General features: G+C 70.9%; 20 protein-coding genes. 11 read left to right on the top strand and 9 right to left on the bottom strand.

Annotated elements, in window-relative coordinates; translation table 11 throughout:
* Positions 1–372: 372 nt before the first annotated feature.
* From ACNF49_RS15150 to ACNF49_RS15130, 5 genes are all read right to left on the bottom strand, one after another.
* Entirely contained in the window at positions 373–1704 is a 1332-nt protein-coding gene (locus ACNF49_RS15150; RefSeq protein ID WP_482944097.1) for an amino acid permease, read from the bottom strand.
* Positions 1705–1883: 179 nt separating this feature from the next.
* Complete coding sequence (locus tag ACNF49_RS15145; RefSeq protein ID WP_357972495.1) at positions 1884–2672, bottom strand: enoyl-CoA hydratase/isomerase family protein; 789 nt, start codon at positions 2670–2672, stop codon at positions 1884–1886.
* On the bottom strand, positions 2669–4252 hold the full coding sequence (locus tag ACNF49_RS15140; RefSeq protein WP_482944096.1) for an AMP-binding protein: 1584 nt from the start codon (positions 4250–4252) through the stop codon (positions 2669–2671). Before ACNF49_RS15140 ends, ACNF49_RS15145 begins: the two co-directional genes overlap by 4 nt.
* A complete protein-coding gene (locus ACNF49_RS15135; RefSeq protein WP_357972505.1) occupies positions 4249–4878 on the bottom strand; it encodes a TetR/AcrR family transcriptional regulator in 630 nt (209 codons plus the stop codon). The genes ACNF49_RS15140 and ACNF49_RS15135 overlap by 4 nt, the downstream gene beginning before the upstream one ends.
* A gap of 43 nt (positions 4879–4921) precedes the next feature.
* The gene (locus ACNF49_RS15130; RefSeq protein ID WP_482944095.1) at positions 4922–5197 is read right to left on the bottom strand and encodes a response regulator transcription factor; all 276 of its coding nucleotides are present in this window, start codon (positions 5195–5197) and stop codon (positions 4922–4924) included.
* Between the two features lie 122 nt (positions 5198–5319).
* Between ACNF49_RS15130 and ACNF49_RS15125 the strand changes: the two genes are divergently transcribed.
* The gene (locus tag ACNF49_RS15125; protein WP_482944094.1) at positions 5320–6471 is read left to right on the top strand and encodes a serine hydrolase domain-containing protein; all 1152 of its coding nucleotides are present in this window, start codon (positions 5320–5322) and stop codon (positions 6469–6471) included.
* 6 nt (positions 6472–6477) lie between these two features.
* On the opposite strand, the gene ACNF49_RS15120 is transcribed toward ACNF49_RS15125, so the two are convergent.
* Positions 6478–7893 (bottom strand): LCP family protein, encoded by a 1416-nt coding sequence (locus ACNF49_RS15120; protein WP_482944093.1) that lies wholly within the window; start codon positions 7891–7893, stop codon positions 6478–6480.
* A gap of 102 nt (positions 7894–7995) precedes the next feature.
* A complete protein-coding gene (locus ACNF49_RS15115) occupies positions 7996–8202 on the bottom strand; it encodes a hypothetical protein (RefSeq protein ID WP_482944092.1) in 207 nt (68 codons plus the stop codon).
* A gap of 289 nt (positions 8203–8491) precedes the next feature.
* Here ACNF49_RS15115 and ACNF49_RS15110 point away from each other — a divergent pair, with 289 nt between their 5' ends.
* The 7 genes from ACNF49_RS15110 to ACNF49_RS15080 all read left to right on the top strand — a co-directional run bounded on the left by ACNF49_RS15110 (position 8492) and on the right by ACNF49_RS15080 (position 13015).
* Complete coding sequence (locus ACNF49_RS15110) at positions 8492–9289, top strand: ABC transporter ATP-binding protein (protein WP_482944091.1); 798 nt, start codon at positions 8492–8494, stop codon at positions 9287–9289.
* The gene (locus ACNF49_RS15105) at positions 9267–10028 is read left to right on the top strand and encodes an ABC transporter permease (RefSeq protein WP_357972520.1); all 762 of its coding nucleotides are present in this window, start codon (positions 9267–9269) and stop codon (positions 10026–10028) included. Before ACNF49_RS15110 ends, ACNF49_RS15105 begins: the two co-directional genes overlap by 23 nt.
* A 16-nt stretch (positions 10029–10044) precedes the next feature.
* A complete protein-coding gene (locus ACNF49_RS15100; RefSeq protein WP_482944090.1) occupies positions 10045–11253 on the top strand; it encodes a cytochrome P450 in 1209 nt (402 codons plus the stop codon).
* Between the two features lie 48 nt (positions 11254–11301).
* Positions 11302–11913, top strand: a complete 612-nt coding sequence (locus ACNF49_RS15095) for a DUF1707 SHOCT-like domain-containing protein (protein WP_482944089.1) — start codon at positions 11302–11304, stop codon at positions 11911–11913.
* A gap of 82 nt (positions 11914–11995) precedes the next feature.
* On the top strand, positions 11996–12322 hold the full coding sequence (locus ACNF49_RS15090; RefSeq protein ID WP_357972529.1) for a PadR family transcriptional regulator: 327 nt from the start codon (positions 11996–11998) through the stop codon (positions 12320–12322).
* Positions 12319–12675, top strand: coding sequence for a DUF1048 domain-containing protein (locus ACNF49_RS15085; protein WP_357972532.1), 357 nt, complete (start codon positions 12319–12321; stop codon positions 12673–12675). Before ACNF49_RS15090 ends, ACNF49_RS15085 begins: the two co-directional genes overlap by 4 nt.
* 1 nt (position 12676) lies before the next feature.
* Positions 12677–13015: a DUF1048 domain-containing protein gene (locus tag ACNF49_RS15080; RefSeq protein ID WP_482944088.1), complete on the top strand. Its 339-nt coding sequence runs from the start codon at positions 12677–12679 to the stop codon at positions 13013–13015.
* Here the strand turns inward: ACNF49_RS15080 and ACNF49_RS15075 are convergent.
* Both ACNF49_RS15075 and ACNF49_RS15070 read right to left on the bottom strand, forming a co-directional pair.
* A complete protein-coding gene (locus ACNF49_RS15075) occupies positions 13003–13761 on the bottom strand; it encodes an ABC transporter permease (RefSeq protein WP_357972538.1) in 759 nt (252 codons plus the stop codon). The genes ACNF49_RS15080 and ACNF49_RS15075 overlap by 13 nt on opposite strands.
* Positions 13758–14708, bottom strand: a complete 951-nt coding sequence (locus tag ACNF49_RS15070) for an ATP-binding cassette domain-containing protein (RefSeq protein WP_482944087.1) — start codon at positions 14706–14708, stop codon at positions 13758–13760. Before ACNF49_RS15070 ends, ACNF49_RS15075 begins: the two co-directional genes overlap by 4 nt.
* Positions 14709–14857: 149 nt before the next feature.
* Here ACNF49_RS15070 and ACNF49_RS15065 point away from each other — a divergent pair, with 149 nt between their 5' ends.
* The 3 genes from ACNF49_RS15065 to kdpA all read left to right on the top strand — a co-directional run bounded on the left by ACNF49_RS15065 (position 14858) and on the right by kdpA (position 17527).
* Positions 14858–15535, top strand: a complete 678-nt coding sequence (locus ACNF49_RS15065; RefSeq protein WP_482944086.1) for a helix-turn-helix domain-containing protein — start codon at positions 14858–14860, stop codon at positions 15533–15535.
* A gap of 241 nt (positions 15536–15776) precedes the next feature.
* Positions 15777–15866, top strand: coding sequence for a K(+)-transporting ATPase subunit F (kdpF, locus tag ACNF49_RS15060; protein WP_357972546.1), 90 nt, complete (start codon positions 15777–15779; stop codon positions 15864–15866).
* Positions 15866–17527, top strand: coding sequence for a potassium-transporting ATPase subunit KdpA (gene kdpA / locus ACNF49_RS15055; RefSeq protein WP_357972549.1), 1662 nt, complete (start codon positions 15866–15868; stop codon positions 17525–17527). Before kdpF ends, kdpA begins: the two co-directional genes overlap by 1 nt.
* Position 17528: the final 1 nt, after the last annotated feature.

Raw genomic sequence — 17528 nt, 5'->3', positions numbered from 1 at the left:
TCGAATGCGTCCCGCCGTGGAGGCCGCGACCGGCGCCCGCGAACTGCTCGCCAAGGCCATCCGGGCGAACGTGGCGTTCATCGCCGCCCACTCGTCGCAGGTGCGGGCGCTCCAGCAGATCCTGCTCAACAGCGGTCACAGGCGTCCGGGCACGGCACCACACCGAGTCACTGAACCGGCCGGCCCACCTGTTCACGGACGGGCAGCGCGCCGGCGTCGATCGACAGCGTCGTCCCGCTCCTCGCCGCCGGGCTCGACCCCGGCCTCTGCGCGGACGAACCGGTCGCACTCTTCGACCGCAGTACGAGCGAGAAGCCCTGAGACCGGCCCGGAAGGGAAACGACAGCCGCCGACCGGCCACGTGCCCACCGCTCAGGCGACCGCGTCGGCGGGCTGCTTGCGGCGGAACCTGATCTCGTAGGCGAGCAGCGTGCCGCCGACGGCCACGGCGACCGCTCCGACCACGGGAAGCGCCTCGGCGGACGCGGCCACGGCGGCGAACGCCAGGACCAGCAGCGCCACCACCACGCGGCTCAGCCAGGGGAAACCCCACATGCGCAGCCGGAGCAGCTCGGGCGACTCGGCCTCCATGCGGCGGCGCAGCCGGAGCTGGCTGAGCGCCACGAAGACGTAGAGCAGCAGCACCAGCAGCCCGGCGGTGTTGATCAGCAGGTCGAAGGCGTCGTCGCCGACCGCGAACGCGCCGGCCATCAGGGCCAGCGCGAGCGCGCCGCCGCCGAGCAGCGCGGGCGCGGGCACCCCGGACGCCCGCACCCGCGCCGCCGCGGCCGGGGCGTCGCCGCGGGCGGCCATCGCGCACAGGACGCGTGAGGCGGCGTACAGCGCGGCGTTCATCACCGACACGACCGCGACCAGGATCACCCAGGTCATCAGGGTCGCCGCGCCGGGGACGCCGAGCTCGGCGATGGCGGCGGCGAACGGGCTGTCCGCGCCGTTGGCCGGGACGCGGTCCCACGGCACGACCGCCAGGATGACCAGCACCGAGCCGACGTAGAAGATCAGCACCCGCCAGACCACCCGCAGGGTGGCCCGCGCGACCTCCTTGGCCGGTTCGGCCGACTCGGCTGCCGCGATGGTGACGATCTCCGCCCCGAAGTAGGAGAACAGCACGGTGACGAGCGCGGTGAGGACCGCTCCCCAGCCCTTGGGGGCGAACCCGCCGTGCCCGGTCAGCGCGCTGAGGCCGGCGCCGCCGCCGGACGGCCACAGGCCCAGGACGTACAGCGCCCCGGCGGCGAGGAACGCCACGATCACCACGACCTTGACCGAGGCCAGCCAGAACTCGGTCTCGCCGAACAGCCGTACCGAGACCAGGTTGGCCGCGGTGAGCGCCGCCAGCAGCCCGACGGCCGTCGGCAGCACGGGGACGGCGCCGGACAGGGAGTGCAGCAGCTTGGCCCCCGCCACGCCCTCGAACGCTACCGCGACGATCGCGAACAGCCAGTAGCACCAGCCCACCAGGAACCCGGCGCGCGGCCCGAGGGCGGTACGGGCGTAGTCGGCGAACGAGCCCGCCGAGGGCCGGGCGGCGGCCATCTCGCCGAGCATCCGCATCACCAGGACGACGATCAGGCCGCCCAGGGCGTAGGCGACCAGTGCCGCCGGGCCGGTGTCGGCGATCACCTTGCCGCTGCTGACGAACAGGCCGGCGCTGATGACGCCGCCGAGCCCGATCATGGTCATGTGCCGTCGTTTGAGTCCGCGGTGGAGCGATCCCCCGCTGTCGTGCCCGGTCATGGCGTTCGGCTCCCTGCTGTTCTCGGATAGGGGAGGTCGGACCCCGGCCCATGGACGGGCCGGGGTCTGGTTGATCGCGGGGCGGTACGGGCGGCGCGGTCAGTGGCCGCGGTCAGTGGCAGCGGTCAGTCGCCGTGGTAGACGGCGGGGCGCCGTTCGACGAAGGAGCGGACGCCTTCGCGCACGTCCCGGCCGCGCAGGCAGGCCAGCAGCCCTTCGGTCTCCAGGTCGAGCACCTGTTCCAGGTCCAGCTCCCAGACCTGCCGCATGGCCCGCTTGATCAGGCGTACCGGGGTGGGCGCCGCGGCGGCGACGCGTTCGGCCAGCTCCAGCGCCGTGTCGAGCAGGTCGGCGTCGGGGACCAGCCTGCTGACCAGCCCGGCGCGGTACGCCTCGGCGGCGCCGACGGTCTCGCCGGACAGCAGCAGGTCCACCGCGCGGCCGTGGCCGATCAGGCGGGGCAGCGAGTACAGCACGCCGTTGCTCGGGAACAGACCCCGGTGCACCTCCTTGAAGGCGAACGAGGCGGCGTGGCCGGCCAGGCGCAGGTCGCTGGCGATGGCCAGCTCCACGCCGACACCGACCGCGATCCCGTTGACCGCCGAGATGATCACCTTGGGGTGGGTGGTGAAGCGGCGGGTGAGGTCCTGGAGCGCGGCGGTCCGTTCGACCAGGTCGGCGTCCGACCCGGCGGCGAGCTGCGCGCCGGCCTCCTTCAGGTCGGTCCCGGCCGAGAAGGCGCGGCCGGTGCCGGTGAGCACGAGCGCGCCCACCGTGTCGTCGCGGGCGGCCTCGTCCAGGACGGCGACCAGCTCGCCGTAGGTGCGCTGCCGGAAGGCATTGAGCACCTCGGGCCGGTCGAAGGCGACCACCAGGGCCGAGCCGGCGCGGCGCACCCGCAGATCGGTGCTCATCGGTTTCCCTCCCGGGCGTCGTAGGCGCCGTCCCGTCCGGTCGGCAGCAGGTGCTTGGCGATGCGTTCGGACGGCGTCATCGGGAACGCCTCGACGAACTCCACGAACCGCGGCGTCTTGAAGTCGGCCAGCCGCGCCCGGACGTAGGCCACCAGCTCGTGCGCCTCGACAGGCTCGGCGACCTGCACGAACGCCTTGACCTCCTCGCCGAGCAGCTCGTCGGGCACCGGCACCACGGCGGCGGCGCGCACGGCCGGGTGGCCGGTCAGCACCGCCTCCACCTCGGCGGCGGCGATGTTCTCGCTGCCGCGCCGGATCATCTCCTTGAGCCGCCCGACCAGGTGGTAGTGGCCGCGCTCGTCCCGGTGGCCGAGGTCGCCCATGGGGTACCAGCCGTCGCGCAGCAGCGGCTCGTCCCGGTTCCAGTAGCCGGTCAGCATCGGCCGGCCGCGGACCACGATCTCGCCGACCTCGCCGTCCGGGGCGTCGGTCCCGTCCTCCCGGACGATCTTGGCCTCCTTGCCGGGGACGGGCCGTCCCATCGCGCCGGTGCCGACACACGCGGTGTCCTCGGGCCGGACGGCCAGCACGACCCCGGCCTCGGTGCTGCCGTACGCCTCCCGCCAGGGCGCGCCCCAGCGCTCCTCGATCGCGGCGTGCAGGGCGGGCGCGATGCCCGAGCACAGGACGAGCCGGACGCGGTGGGCCCGGTCCAGTTCGGGGTCGGCCGGCTGCTTGAGCAGCAGCAGCGGCATCGTGCCGAGGACGTAGAAGAAGGTGGCGCCGTGCTCGCGCACCGACGGCCAGAAGCCGGAGGCGGAGAAGCGCGGCAGGATCACCAGCGGGATGCCGGTCAGCAGGCACAGCACCGTGTTCCACTGCGGGTCCATGTAGTAGAACGGCTGGGCGGTGAGGTCGACGTCGTCCGGGGTGACGGCGGCGACGTCGGCCGCGAGCTCGGCCAGGTGGAGCCAGTAGCGGTGGGTGAGCATGCAGCCCTTGGGGAACCCGGTGGTCCCCGAGGTGTACTGGAGGTTGAGCAGGTCGTCCCAGCCGACGTCGGGCAGGTCGGGGGTACCCGACGCGGCGGCCGTCTCGGCCCCCGCGTCGAAGGCGCCCGCGGGGACGGGTTCGGAGGCGGCCCCGGCGTCGGCGGGGTCGAGCAGCCCGACCTCCCCCAGGCCCTGCGCCAGCAGCGCCCCGGCCGCGGCGGCCGAACCGGTCAGGGCCAGCACCGGCGCGGAGTCCTTGACGACGTGGGCCAGGTCGGCGCTGCGATAACCGGGGTTCAGCGGGACGATCACCGCGCCCAGCTTGGCGATCGCCAACCAGGCGACCGGGAAGCCGATCCCGTTGCCCAGCATCACCGCGACCCGGTCGCCGCGGCGGACGCCGTGCGCGGCCAGCACGCCCGCCAGCCGGTCGGTCCGCTCCGCCACCTGGGCGACGGTGGTCTCGACGCCGTCGAAGCGGAACAGCACCCGGTCACCGTGGGCGGCGGCCCGGTCCCGGAGCAACCCGCCGAGGCCCCCCGCGATCAGCCCGGCCGCTCCCCCGCCGGACGGCGGCGCGGCCGTCACGCCCGCCGCCGGGTGGCCATGTCGAACATCATCACCAGCTCGGCGGCGCAGTCGGCCAGGTCGACGGCCTCCTCGTCGAAGACCCACTGGAGCATGACACCGTCGATCGCGCCCTGGACGGTGGCGGCCAGCGTGCGCGGCGAGAAGTCGCGGAAGTCGCCGCTGTCCTGGCCGCGCCGCAGGATGCCCTCCAGGTGGTGGCGGCACGGGTCGTACATGTCGGCATTGAACCGGCGCTTGGCCTCGGGCGATCCGAAGCTGCCCCAGATGTCCACCAGCGCGACGAAGTTGGCGCGGTTGGCCGCCATGAACTCGAAACTCGCCTCGATGAAGGCGCGCAGCCGGTGCGGGGCGTCCGGCGCCCGGTCCACCCTGGCCTTGATGAACCGGTTGGTCTCGGTGAACAGGGCGTTGACGACCTGCTGGATCAGCTCGTCCCGGCCGGCGAAGTGGTAGGAGATCACGCCCCTGCTGACGCCGACGTCCTGGGCGATCCGGGCCAGCGACGCCTGGGGCAGCCCGGCGCTGGCGATGGTGGAGATGGCGCCCTCCACGATCTGCCGCCGCCGGGCCTCCTCGATGAACGAGGCCTTCTTCTGGCCGTCCTGATCGATTTTTGACCGCATGGCCAGGATTCAAGCCCGGCGGACGGCGTGCGGCAAGCCCCGCTCAGCGACTGTGCGGTTTCCCCCACCCCGCGCCCGGCCGTTCCGCGGCCCGGCCGGTCGCCGCGAGGTAGTGCAGCACCGCCAGCACCCGGCGGTTGCCGGCCGCCGACGCGGGCAGGCCGAGCTTGGCGAACACCGCGGTGACGTGCTTCTCCACGGCGCTCAGCGACACGTACAGCTGGGCGGCGATGCCGGTGTTGGACCAGCCCTCGGCCATCAGGGCGAGCACTTCGCGCTCCCGGGGCAGCAGGGACTCGTCCCAGCCGGAGTCGGGCATGGCGGCACCTCCTCGGTGCGGGAAACCGCAAGATCCGGGCGAACCTCTTGTCTCACTCATACCATCTGGATTAAATCCTGGCCATGCGGTCAAAAAATCATCATCATGCCCAGAAAACCTGCTTGCTCGGCGCCGTCCTGGCCGGCGTGGTGCTCGGCGGCGGCCTCGCCGTCCCGGCCCACGCCCGGACGGCGCAGGTCCCCGCCACCGCGGCCCAGAACGCCACGGACGCCACGGACGAGCGGCTCCGCTGCCTGCTGGACGGCGTCGCCAAGCCGCCCGTGCCCGGCGCGATCCTCACCGTGACCGGCCCCGGCCGCGCCTTCGACGGCGCGGCCGGCGTGTACGAGCTGGGCGGACGGGCCCTGCGCAGCTCCGACGCCTTCCGCACGGCCAGCGTCACCAAGACGATGACCGCGGCCGTCGCGCTCCGCCTCGCCGAACGCGGCGACCTGCGCCTGGACGCTCCCATCAGCGAATACCTGGACCGGAAGCTGGTCGCGCGTATCCCGTACGGGTCGCGGATCACCGTCCGGCAGCTCCTCGACCACACCGCCGGCCTCTACGACTACGTCGGCGACGAGAAGTGGTTCCAGTACGTGCTCGATCATCCGGACAAGACCTGGAAACCGCTGGAGCTGGTGGACTGGGCGCTTCGGTCCGGCAAGCCCTACTTCGCCCCCGCCAAGGGCTACCACTACTCCGACACGGGCTACGTGCTGGCCGGGCTGGTCATCGAGAAGGCCGGGCGCGAGCCGCTGCACCGGTTGTACCGGTCGTTGCTGCTGCGGCCGCTGAAGATGGACCGCACGTACCTGGAGTGGTGGGAGCCGCACCGCGGCCCGCGCGCCCACAACTACCTCGGCGAGCGCGACACCTACGACTACAACCCGACGTTCGACACGTTCGGCGGCGGCGGCCTGGTCTCCACCGGGGCCGACCTCAACCGGTTCATGCGCGGCCTGTTCGAGGGCAGGCTCTTCAAGAGCCCGGCGACGCTGCGGACGATGCTGCGCAGCACCCCGCAGAGCGTCAAGGCCGGCTCGCCGTACGGGCTGGGCATCGCGCGGCTGACCGCGACGGGCGAAGCCGCCTACGGGCACAGCGGCTTCTTCGGCGCGTTCCAGATCTACGTGCCGAAGCAGCGGCTCGCGATGACCGGCACCCTCACCCAGTCGGAGATGGTGTCCAAGAAGCAGAACAGCGAGTTCATCGAGAACGCCCTGCGGGTGAGCCTCGGCAAGGAGCCCGCCGGCCCCTGCGGGCGCCGGTAGCCGCGATCAGGCCACGCAGGAGTCGGCCAGCTTCCCCGACGACGCCATCGCCGTCCTGGTGGGCGTGACCGACGGCCGGGCGGACGGCGTGCCCGCGGCGACGGTGGCGGGCGCGCGGTGCGAACGGACGATGGCCTTGCGGACGTCGGCACGGATGCGCGGGAAGTCCGGGTACGCCGGGTTGTACCGCGGCGGAACGATCGACAACGTCCCGACCTTGGCACCCTTGACCTTGTCGGCCAGCGGCACCAGGTCCTGCAGCAGCCCGCGCGGGATGTCGGTCCGGAACGTCTGCCGGGCCGCGCCGGCCAGCTGCTTGAACTTCAGCAGCACGTTGGCCGGGTCGAGCTGGTCGAGCATGGCGGAGATGACGCAGTGCTGGCGGCGCATCCGGGTGTGGTTGTCGCCTCCTGCGCAGTTGGAGCCGTCGTGGTCGCGAGCCCTGCCGTACCAGAGCGCGTCGTTGCCGTTCAGCCGGCGGGTGCCCGCCTTGATCACGCCGCCGTCGCTGCGGCCCACGCCGTAGCAGATGTCCTGCTCGACGTGGATGCGCACGCCGCCGAGCGCGTCGATCAGCCGGGCCACGCCCCACATGTTGACCAGCACGTAATAGTCGATCTTGAGGCCGAGGATCTCGCCCACCGCGCCCTTGACGGCCTCCGGCGCCCGGGTGGGCGAGTTGCGGAACGGCGCGGGGTGGGTGTCGGCGTAGGCCCAGACGCCGTTCAGCAGGTCCTCCGACTCCCGCCCGGCTCCCGCGATGTAGAAGCCCTTGGGCGGCGGGAACAGCCGGCCCATCACGCTCCCCCTGGGGAAGGGCGCGTTCTCCATCTCCCTGGGCAGCGCGAACAGCACGGTGTCGCCGGTCCTGACGTCGATGCTGGCGACGTTGACGCTGTCGGTGCGGATGCTCGTCCCGTTGCGGCCGCGCGCGCCGTCGCCGCCGAGCAGCAGGATGTTCACCCTCGTCCGGCCGGCCCACGGGTCGGCGTGGTCGATGGGCGTGGGCTCGGGGGCGTTGAACACGTCGGTCAGCGTGGCGTCGACCTCCGACACCGTCTGCGAGGCCACCACGAACGGCGACACGACGGCCGCGACCAGCAGCAGCGCCACGCCGTCCGACCAGACCAGCCGCCGCCGCGGCCGCAGCACGGTGTAGGAGGCGACCACCAGCAGCCCCCACGCGACGCCGACGCCGACGGCGCCACCGCTGATCGCCTTGGCCCAGGTGGCCTGGGTCGCCATGGCCATGCCGCCCGCCGAGGCCACCACGACGGCCACCGCCACGCCCGCGGCCAGGAACAGCCCCAGCAGCGCCAGCCCGAGCAGCCGGTACCCGGCCCGCAGATGGGCAGCGCCCGGAATCACGATCGACAGCGCTGCCCAGCCGATGGCTGCCCCCGCGCCCCGTTTGGTGCCCATCCGCCCTCATGATCTCTATGTGGTACGTCCCCCGAGATCATAGGTTCGGGCCTGATTACCCACGTACGCAACTTTTGACCGCATATCCAGCCGACAAAGGCGTCAGTTCACGTACGCCCACAGGTCGTAGGTGGAGGAGCCCGGGTAGCTCTGCGGATAGTGCGTGCTGCACCACCAGGTCTGCCAGCGCCCGTTCTGCCGGCCCGACTGGCCGAAGGCGACGCAGATGTCGTACGGCAGGTTGGTGTGGACGACCTGGAGCGTGGACGTGGCGTCCGCCGGCGCGCTCGTGGCCAGTCCGCACCGCAAGATCGGCCCGCGCGCGGCCCTGGCGACCAGCGCGAACGTCGCGTAGGCGATGAAAGGTTCATTCCGCCGCCCCTGACGGCGTCAGGACGCGGCGCGGCCGTGTCAGCACGGCGTCCGCGCGGTGTCAGCGCGGCCCGCGAAGGTGGACGCCATGAACACCTCGGCGATCACGGCGACTATCCGGTGTTGCTAGGTACCAGTACCTCGTGCCACTATGTAGCCAGTAGTCAGCACCACTGAGTAGTTGCGCCCACGGCGAGCCCCCCGGAAGAGAAGACAGGACCGAGTGATGACGACACAACAAGATCCGGCGATCCAGGTGCACGGCCTGGAGAAGTCGTACAAGGAACTCAACGTGCTGCGCGGCGTGGACTTCGAGGTGGCACGGGGCAGCATCTTCGCGCTGCTCGGCTCGAACGGCGCGGGCAAGACCACGCTCGTGAAGATCCTGTCCACGCTGCTCAGGGCCGACGCCGGCACGGCCAGGGTCAACGGCCTCGACGTCGCCGGGCAGGCCGCCCGGGTGCGCGAGTCCATCAGCCTCACCGGCCAGTTCGCCGCCGTGGACGAGATCCTCAGCGGGCGGGAGAACCTCGTGCTGGTCGCCCGGCTGCGGCACCTGAAGAACCCCGGCAAGATCGCCGACGACCTGCTGGAGCGGTTCTCGCTGACCGACGCGGGCGGCCGCAAGGCCGCGACGTACTCGGGCGGCATGCGCCGCCGCCTCGACATCGCGATGAGCCTCATCGGCGACCCGCCGGTCATCTTCCTCGACGAGCCGACCACCGGCCTCGACCCCCAGGCGCGCATCGAGGTGTGGCAGGCCGTCAGGGAGCTCGCCGCCCAGGGCACCACCGTGCTGCTCACCACCCAGTACCTGGACGAGGCCGAGCAGCTCGCGGACCGGATCGCGATCCTGCACGAGGGCCGGATCATCGTCAACGGCACCCTCGCCGAGCTCAAGCAGCTCCTCCCCCCGCCAAGGTCGAGTACGTCGAGAAGCAACCGACCCTGGAGGACGTCTTCCTCACCCTCGTCGGCACGAAAGCCTAAGGACCACCACGATGAGCAAGCACTTCTTCGGTGACACCACCGTCCTGCTGGGACGGTCCCTGCGCCACATCTCCCGCAGCCCGGACACCATCGTCACGACCGCGATCATGCCGATCGCCATGATGCTGATGTTCGTCTACGTGTTCGGCGGCGCGATCAGGACGGGGTCGGACTCGTATGTGAACTACATGCTGCCCGGCATCCTGCTCATCACGGTCGCCTCCGGCATCGCCTACACCGCCTACCGGCTGTTCATGGACATGAAGGGCGGCATCTTCGAGCGTTTCCAGTCCATGCCGACCGCACGCTCGTCCGTGTTGTGGGCGCACGTGCTGACCTCGCTGGTCGCCAACCTGGTCTCGCTCGTGGTCGTGATGCTCGTCGCCCTGCTCATGGGCTTCCGCTCCAGCGCGGGCCTGTCGGCCTGGCTGTCGGTCGCGGGCATCCTCATCCTGTTCACCCTGGCGCTGACCTGGATCGCCGTCATCCCCGGCCTGTCGGCCAAGACCATGGAAGGCGCGAGCGCGTTCTCCTACCCGCTCATCTTCCTGCCGTTCCTCAGCTCGGCGTTCGTGCCCACCGACACCATGCCCACCGTGGTGCGCGTCTTCGCCGAGAACCAGCCGGTGACCTCCATCGTCAACGCCATCCGCGCCCTGTTCGCCGAGCAGCCCGTCGGCAACGACATCTGGATCGCCCTCGCCTGGTGCGTCGGCATCCTGGTCGTCGCCTACGCCTTCGCCATGAACACCTACCGCCGCAAGATTTCCTAGGCCGCAAAGGACGATCATGACCGACTCCCTCCACACCGTCACGCCGATGCCCGCCGAACGCCGCTCCGGCTGCCCGTTCGACCCGCCCAAGGAGCTCGTCGAGGCCCGCGAGCACGGCCCCATCAGCCACTTCCCCTTCCCCGACGGACACCAGGGCTGGCTGGTCACCGGCTACGACCTGGTCCGCTCGATCCTGGCCGACCCCCGGTTCAGCTCCCGCAAGGAGCTCATGGCCCACCACCCGACCATCGACTACGGCGACATCGAGGTCCCCCCGGCCCCGCCCGGCGAGTTCCTGCTCATGGACGAGCCGCAGCACAGCCGCTACCGCAAGCCGCTCGTCGGCAAGTTCACCGTCCGCCGGATGCGGCTGCTGACCGAGCGCGTCGAGCAGATCACCGCCGAACACCTGGACGCCATGGAGAAGGCCGGCCCCACCGCCGACCTGGTGACCGCGTTCGCCAAGCCCATCCCCGCCATCGTCATCTGCGAACTGCTGGGCGTGCCGTACGAGGACCGGGGCCGCTTCCAGGAGAACATCGACAAGTTCCTCGGCGGCGAGGCCGGTGACGAGGAACTGATCGCCGCCTACCTCGCCACCCAGCAGTACCTGGCCGAACTCGTGGCCGCCAAGCGCGCCGCCCCGACCGACGACGTGCTCAGCGACCTGCTCGACAGCGACCTGACCGACGAGGAGCTGCAGGGCATGGCCCTGATCCTGCTGTCGGCCGGGTTCGACACCACCGCCAACATGCTGGCCCTCGGCACCTTCGCCCTGCTGCAGAACCCGGACCAGCTCGCCGCGCTGCGCGCCGACCCCACGCTCGCCGACCAGGCCGTCGAGGAGCTGCTGCGGTACCTGTCCGTCGCCAAGCAGTTCTACCGGGTCGCCCTGGAGGACGTCGAGGTGGCCGGCCAGACCGTCAAGGCCGGCACGATGGTCATCCTGTCCCTCAACACCGCCAACCGCGACCCCGAACGTTTCCCCGACCCCCACACCCTCGACCTGCGCCGGCAGGACGGCGGCCACCTGGCCTTCAGCCACGGCATCCACCAGTGCCTGGGCCAGCAGCTCGCCCGCGTCGAGATGCGCGTCGCCTTCCCCGCGCTGCTCGCCCGCTTCCCCACCCTGCGCCTGGCCGTACCGGCCGACCAGGTCGCCCTGCGGCCGGAGATCGCCGACATCTACGGCGTCAAGAGCCTCCCCGTCACCTGGGACGCGTGACCACGGCCAGGAAGCGCCCGGATCCCTGAGCTCCAGAGAGGAACCACCATGGCAGAGCTCCCGGCGGGTCCTGGGCAGCCCTCCTCACCGGCGCTGCGGGCCTCCGACGCCGACCGCGACCGGGTCACCGAGCTGCTGCGGACGGCCGTCGCCGACGGCCGGCTCGACCTGGCCGAATTCGAGGAGCGGCTGGAGGCGGCGTTGTCCGCCCGCACCGTCGGCGCGCTGGCCCCGCTCGTCACCGACCTGATCGCGGGGCCGGGCAGCGCCGGCGCGCTCGCGCTGCCGCTCCCCGCGGCTCCGGCCGCCGAACTGCTCACCATCAAGGAGAAGCACGGCTCGGTGCGCCGCGACGGCCGCTGGAGGTTGCCGCACCGGCTGGCGCTGCGCACCGCGTGGAGCGACGTGCTGCTGGACCTGACCAGCGCGGTGCGCGGCGCGCCCGAGCTGGTCATCGAGCTGCGGGTGAGCGGCGGCAGCGTGGAGCTGATCCTCGCGCCGGGCATGGTGCTGGAGAGCGACGAGCTCTCGGTGCGGCACGGCACGCTGGCGATCGGCAGGGCACCCGACGACGACGCACCGGAGGTGTTGCGCGTCCGCCTGACCGGCCGCATGCGGCACGGCCGGCTCGCCGTCCGCCGGCAGCCGCCGCGCCCCTGATCACCAGATCAGCTACTCTGTGGTACTGTGTAGCAGTACTCGGTATCACCGAGTACTTCGGAAGGGCGGAAGAAGAGCCGCGATGGACAATCTGACGGAGATGCTGAAGGGCACGCTCGAGGGCTGCGTGCTCGAGATCATCGGCAGCGAAGAGACCTACGGGTACGCCATCACGCGCCGGCTGAACGACCTGGGCTTCGCCGACGTCGTCGAGGGGACGGTCTACACCATCCTGCTGCGACTGGAGAAGAACGGGCTCGTCCAGGTGACGAAACGACCGTCCGAACAGGGCCCGCCGCGCAAGTTCTACGCGCTCAACGACGCGGGACGCGCGGAGCTGGCGACGTTCTGGGCGAAATGGGCGTACATCACATCCCGGATCGACAAGCTCAAGGAGGGCGGGAGATGAATTTCTGGGAGACCATCACCGGCAGCGATCTCACCAGGGAATACAAGGCGTTCGAAGCCCGGGCCGCGGCACTGCCGGCCGACCACCGAGCGGCATGGGACGAGATCAAGGGCCATCTCTTTCACTACTCGGACTTCACCGGCCGGAACCTGATGCCGATCTTCGACGGCGTTCTGGGGTTGCTGGAGGAGACGGCGGCCGACGGGCAGAACGTTCACGAGGTGCTGGGCGACGACATCCCGGGCTTCTGCGCGGCACTGGCCGGCGAGACCGGGGGCCGCAGCTTCCGCGACCGGTGGCGCGAGCAGCTGAACAGGAACGTCGCGAGGAAACTGGGCCGGCTGGGAGGCTGACGTGGGCATCCAGGACATCATCGAGGGCAAGAAGCAGTGGCGGGCACACCTGGCGCGGGTCAAGGCGCTGCCGCCCGACTACCAGATCGTCTACAAGGAGATGCAGCGGTACTTCTTCAAGGTCGGGCCGGTCGGGCTGACCGACGGGCCCCTGCTACCGGGGATCGTCGACTTCTTCGAGGAGGGCGTCGCGGCCGGCAAGGGAGTCCTGGAACTCATCGGCGACGACGTCGCCGCCTTCGCCGACGGCCTGATCAAGGACTCCCGCACCTACGCCGACCTCTACCAGGAGTCCGTCAGCGAGAAGACCGGCACGAAGGGGAAACCTCACCGGTCGTAGAGCCTTCGGGCCCACAGGTACCCGCCCAGCGCGATGACCGCGCTCCAGAGTGCCGCCGCCGCGAGGCTGGGCCCCGCGGGCTGCCCGGCCAGCAGCGCGCGCAGGGTTTCGATGACCGGCGTGAACGGCTGGTGTTCGGCGAACCAGCGCAACGGGCCCGGCATCGACTCCGGCGGCACCACGCCGCTGCCCAGGAACGGCAGCAGCATCAGCGGCATCGGCAGGTTGCTGGCCGTGGCCACGTTCCTGGTGACCATGCCCAGCGCGGCCGACAGCCAGGTGACGGCGAAGGTGAACATGGCCAGCACCCCCACCACCCCGAGCCAGTCCAGCGCCGAGGCGGCGGGGCGGAAGCCGATCAGCAGGGCCGTCAGCGTCACGGCCGCGATCGCGGTGAAGTTCTGCACCAGCGCGCCGAGCACGTGCCCGGTCAGGACCGAGACGCGGGCGATGGCCATGGTCTTGAACCTGGCGACGATGCCCTCGGTCATGTCCATCGCCACCGCGATCGCGGTCCCCTGCGCGGCGCTCGCGATCGTCATGATCAGGATGCCGGGAGTGACGTAGCCGACGTAGGCGGCGCGGTCGCCGCCGATCCCGGCGCCCATGATGCCGCCGAGAACGTAGACGAACAGCAGCAGGAACACCACCGGGACGCCCGCGTAGGTGAGGATCAGCGTGGGGTAACGCCACATGTGCCTGATCTGGCGGCGCAACATGGTCGCCGAGTCGGTGATCGCTCTCATCGGGTGGACTCCTCGGTCAGGGTCAGGAAGACGTCGTCCAGGTCGGGCGTGTGCATCGACAGTTCGGCGACGTCGACGGCCTGCGCGTCCAGCAGTTCCAGGAGCTCGCGCAGCCCCCTGACGCCGGTGTCGGGGAGCTGCACCGTGAGGGACTCCTCGTCGCGCGCGGTCGCCCCCACCAGGGAGGCCGCCCTGCGGTACCCGTCGAGGTCGGCGAAGCGCACGACGACGTGGCCGCCGGGGACCATGCGCTTGAGCTCTTCAGGGGTGCCCTCGGCCACCAGCCGGCCCTGGCTGAGCAGCGCGATGCGGTCGGCGAGTTCGTCGGCCTCCTCCAGGTACTGGGTGGTCAGGAAGATGGTCACGCCGTCCTGCCGGACGAGGTCCCGGACGATCTGCCACATCGTGCGGCGGCTGCGCGGGTCCAGGCCCGTGGTGGGCTCGTCGAGGAAGATGATCCTGGGCGTGCCGACCATGGTCATGGCGAGGTCGAGCCGGCGGCGCATGCCGCCCGAGTAGGCGCCCGCGGGCTTGCGCGCGGCGCCGGTGAGGTCGAAGCGCTCCAGCAGGTCGCCGGCTCGGCGGCGGCCCTCGGCGCGGCCGAGGTGCAGCAGGTCGGCCATGAGCCGCAGGTTCTCCTCGCCGGTGAGGAAGCCGTCGACCGCGGAGAACTGGCCGGTGACGCCGATCACGGCACGCACCTTGTCGGGCTCCCTGGCCAGGTCGTGCCCGGCGACCCGGATCTCGCCGGCGTCGGCCTTGATCAGGGTGGACAGGATCTGCACCGTGGTGGTCTTGCCCGCGCCGTTGGGGCCGAGCAGCGAGAAGACGGTGCCCTGCGGGATGGACAGGTCGATGCCGTCCAGGACGCGGTGGGCGCCGTAGGACTTGCGCAGCCCCGTCACCGAGACGAAGGCCCGCGACTCGTCGCGATAGTACGTGTTCATCACCATTGAAAGCTACGTTGCTTTCAGAAATTGTGTCAATCAATGGAAACACATAAGCCCAGTTCATATGCGACAAACTGATACGTTGGCGCTGAAGCTGAATGCAATGAAACGTTGCATTGTGTGCGGACGAACGCAATAGTGAGGTCGTGGCAGAAGGAAGGTTGACCCTGCACGACCGCCGGCGCATCGCGGCCGGTCTCGCCGAAGGCCGCTCCTACGCCGAGATCGCCAGGCGGCTCGACCGGCCGACCTCGACGATCAGCCGCGAGGTCGGCCGCAACGGCGGCCCCGGCGACTACCGTCCCGAGCGGGCGCACCAGGCGACGGCGCGGCGGGCGCGGCGCGGCGCCCCGGCACGTTCGGCCGCACCCCGGAGCGGTGAGGTCTTCGAGGTGGAAGAGGGAGCCGTCGAGATGGCGGTCGCGATGGGCCTGCCGAAAATGGTGGCGCGCGTGCTCATCGGCCTGTGGCTGAGCGAGGACGGCCGGCTCACCGCGGCCGAGCTGGCCCGAGAGCTGAAGGTGAGCCCCGCCTCGATCTCCACGGCGGTGGGCTACCTGACCCAGCAGGGGTTGATCAGGCGCGAACGTGATCCGCAGCGGCGGCGCGACATCTACGTGGTCGACGACGACGCCTGGTACCACTCGACGATGATCAGCGCGCGGCAGACGCTCGCGGCGGCGGAGGTCGCGAAGGCGGCGGGGCAGACGCTCGGGCTCGACACGCCCACGGGACGGCGCCTGGCCAGGGGCGGCGCGTTCCTGGAACGGATCAGCCTGGACGCCCTGGCGTCGGCCGAACGCTGGCGCCACCTCTTGCCGTGACCGGAGCGCGGCCCGCCGCGTAGAGAGGCCGTCAAGATTCGGGCCACGGCCGTATGAAAGGCGTCAAGAACGACAAAACACCCCATTTTCCGGCGTTTGCTGAACCTGCGGCCGCCCGTCAAGGGGCGGCGGCGATCTCATCATCGAGCTGAGGAGTGGGGATGGCCGACGTCATCTTCGTCGCCCTGACGATCGCGATCTTCGTGATCTTCGGGCTGGTCGTGCGGGCGGTGGAGCGGCTGTGAGCGCCGTCAACGCCACCGGTCTCATCGTGGTCGCCGGTCTGGTGATCTTCATGGTCGCGGCCCTGCTGTTCCCGGAGCGGTTCTGATGAGTACGGCCCTGGCCGGGATGATCTTCATCGTCTCCCTGATCGCCGCTCTGGCCCTGGTGCACAAGCCGTTCGGCGACTACATGTACCGCGTCTACGCCACGACGAAGCACAACGTCGTCGAGCGCGGCATCTACCGCCTGCTCGGAGTGCGGGCCGACGCCGAGCAGAGCTGGCCCGTCTACGCCCGCAGCCTGCTGGCCTTCTCGGTGATCTCGGTCCTGGTCGTGTACGGCCTCCAGCGCCTGCAGGACAAGCTGCCGCTCAGCCTCGGCATGGAGCCGGTCACCGATCACATCGCCTGGAACACCGCGATCAGCTTCGTCACCAACACCAACTGGCAGGCGTACTCGGGCGAGTCCACGATGGGCCACCTGACCCAGATGACCGCCCTGGCCGTGCAGAACTTCGTCTCCGCGGCCGTCGGCATGGCGGTCGCGGTGGCGCTCGTACGCGGGTTCGCCCGCCGTAAGTCCGGCACGATCGGCAACTTCTGGGTGGACCTGGTCCGCGGCACCCTGCGCATCCTGCTGCCGATCGCCTTCGTCGGCGCGCTGGTGCTGGTGGCGGGCGGCCTGGTGCAGAACTTCTCGGGCGTGCACGAGGTGGCCACGCTGACCGGCGGCACGCAGGTCATCACCGGCGGCCCGGTCGCCTCCCAGGAGGTCATCAAGGAGCTGGGCACCAACGGCGGCGGCTTCTACAACGCCAACTCGGCCCACCCGTTCGAGAACGCCACGAGCTGGACGAACTGGTTCGAGATCTTCCTGATCCTGGTGATCCCGTTCTCGCTCACCCGTACCTTCGGCCGGCTGGTCGGCCAGGTCCGGCAGGGGTACGCGATCCTCGCGGTGATGGGCGTGCTGGCCCTGGCGAGCGTCCTGCTCACCAACGTCTTCGAGCTGTCCGGGAACGCCACCGTGCCGCAGGCGGCCGGCGCGGCGCTGGAGGGCAAGGAGCTGCGCTTCGGCGTCTCGAACTCGGCCACCTTCGCCGCCTCGACCACCCTCACGAGCACCGGAGCGGTCAACTCCTTCCACGACTCCTACACGCCGTTCGGCGGCATGATGACGATGGTCAACATGATGCTCGGCGAGGTCGCGCCCGGCGGCGTCGGCTCGGGCCTGTACGGCATGCTGATCCTCGCCGTGATCACGGTGTTCGTGGCGGGCCTGATGGTCGGCCGCACCCCCGAGTACCTGGGCAAGCGCATCGGCGCCCGCGAGATCAAGCTCGCCTCCCTGTACTTCCTGGTCACCCCGGCCCTCGTGCTGGTCGGCACCGCGTTCGCGATGGGCTCGGCGGAGCGGCGCGCGAGCATGCTGAACGGCGGCCCGCACGGCCTGTCGGAGGTCCTGTACGCCTTCACCAGCGCCTCCAACAACAACGGCTCCGCCTTCGCCGGCCTCACCGTCAACACCCCCTGGTACGACGTGGCGCTCGGCCTGTGCATGGCCTTCGGCCGGTTCCTGCCGATCATCCTGGTGCTGGCCCTGGCCGGTTCGCTGGCGGCGCAGTCGCCCGTCCCCGAGGGCGCCGGCACGCTGCCCACGCACCGGCCGCTGTTCGTCGGCCTGGTCGTCGGCGTGACGGTCGTCCTCGTCGCCCTCACCTTCCTCCCGGCACTCGCGCTCGGCCCGATCGCAGAAGGACTGTCCTGAC

The organism is Actinomadura sp. ATCC 39365 (genome assembly GCF_054392275.1).
Note: the sequence above shows the minus strand (reverse complement) of the source record. Positions and strands in the feature narration are given on the sequence as shown.